The following is a 1,006-nucleotide window of genomic DNA, read 5'->3' on the forward strand; positions in this document are numbered from 1 at the left end:
TGCTTCAGCAGGTGATCCGCGAACATCAGCTTGCGTTCCTGCGTGCCGAATTCCGCGAACACGCGCCCCGGCGGCGTCAGGAACACGTCGCCTTCGCGCACGTCCGCGAAGCCGAGGTACTGCAGCACTTCCGCGATCGGGAACAGGTCGTCGACTTCCAGATGCAGCGTGCGCGCGATTTCCGGCATGTCGGCGCGACCGTGGTACGGCGCCATCGCGAGCGTCTCGATCAGGCCGGCCATCAGGTTGGTCGACACCTGCGGCAGCCAGCTGCCGAGCTCCAGCCCCTTCTTCGTCGCTTCGCCGGTCTGGCGTGCGGTCATCTTCGCGTAGATGTCGTCGACGAGCTTGCGGAACGCCGGGTCCAGACGATTGCGCGGGTGCTTGAACGGCACCTTGATCTCGGCAATCACGCGGCCCGGGTTCGACGACAGCACGAGGATCCGGTCGCACATGAACACCGCTTCCTCGATGTTGTGCGTGACGATCAGCACCGACTTGATCGGCATGCGGCCCTGCGTCCACAGATCGAGCAGGTCGGTACGCAGCGTCTCGGCCGTCAGCACGTCGAGCGCGGAGAACGGCTCGTCCATCAGCAGAATGGTCGGATCGACGACGAGCGCGCGCGCAAACCCGACGCGCTGGCGCATCCCGCCCGACAGCTCCCGCGGGTACGCGTTCTCGAAGCCGTCGAGACCGATCAGGTCGATCGCGGCGAGCGCACGCTCGCGCCGCTCGCGCGCGCCGACGCCGAGTGCTTCGAGCCCGGCTTCCACGTTCTGCAACACGGTGAGCCACGGGAACAGCGCGAAAGTCTGGAACACCATCGCGACGCCTTCGGCCGGGCCGCGCAGCGGCTTGCCGAGATAGGTCACCTCGCCGCCGGTCGGCTCGATCAGCCCGGCGATGATCCGCAGCAGCGTCGACTTGCCCGAGCCCGAGCGGCCGAGCAGGCCGACGATCTCGCCTTCGCGCAGCGACAGGTTCGCGTCGTCGAGCACGAGCA

General features: G+C 67.5%; 1 protein-coding gene. It reads right to left on the bottom strand.

Going from position 1 to position 1,006, the window contains the following annotated elements; genetic code table 11:
* The coding region (locus tag CFB81_RS34685; RefSeq protein WP_089438203.1) for a nitrate/sulfonate/bicarbonate ABC transporter ATP-binding protein at positions 1-1,006 on the bottom strand (1,006 nt) is incomplete at both ends.

This window comes from Burkholderia sp. AU28863 (assembly GCF_002223195.1).
In the GTDB taxonomy this organism is placed as follows: domain Bacteria; phylum Pseudomonadota; class Gammaproteobacteria; order Burkholderiales; family Burkholderiaceae; genus Burkholderia; species Burkholderia sola.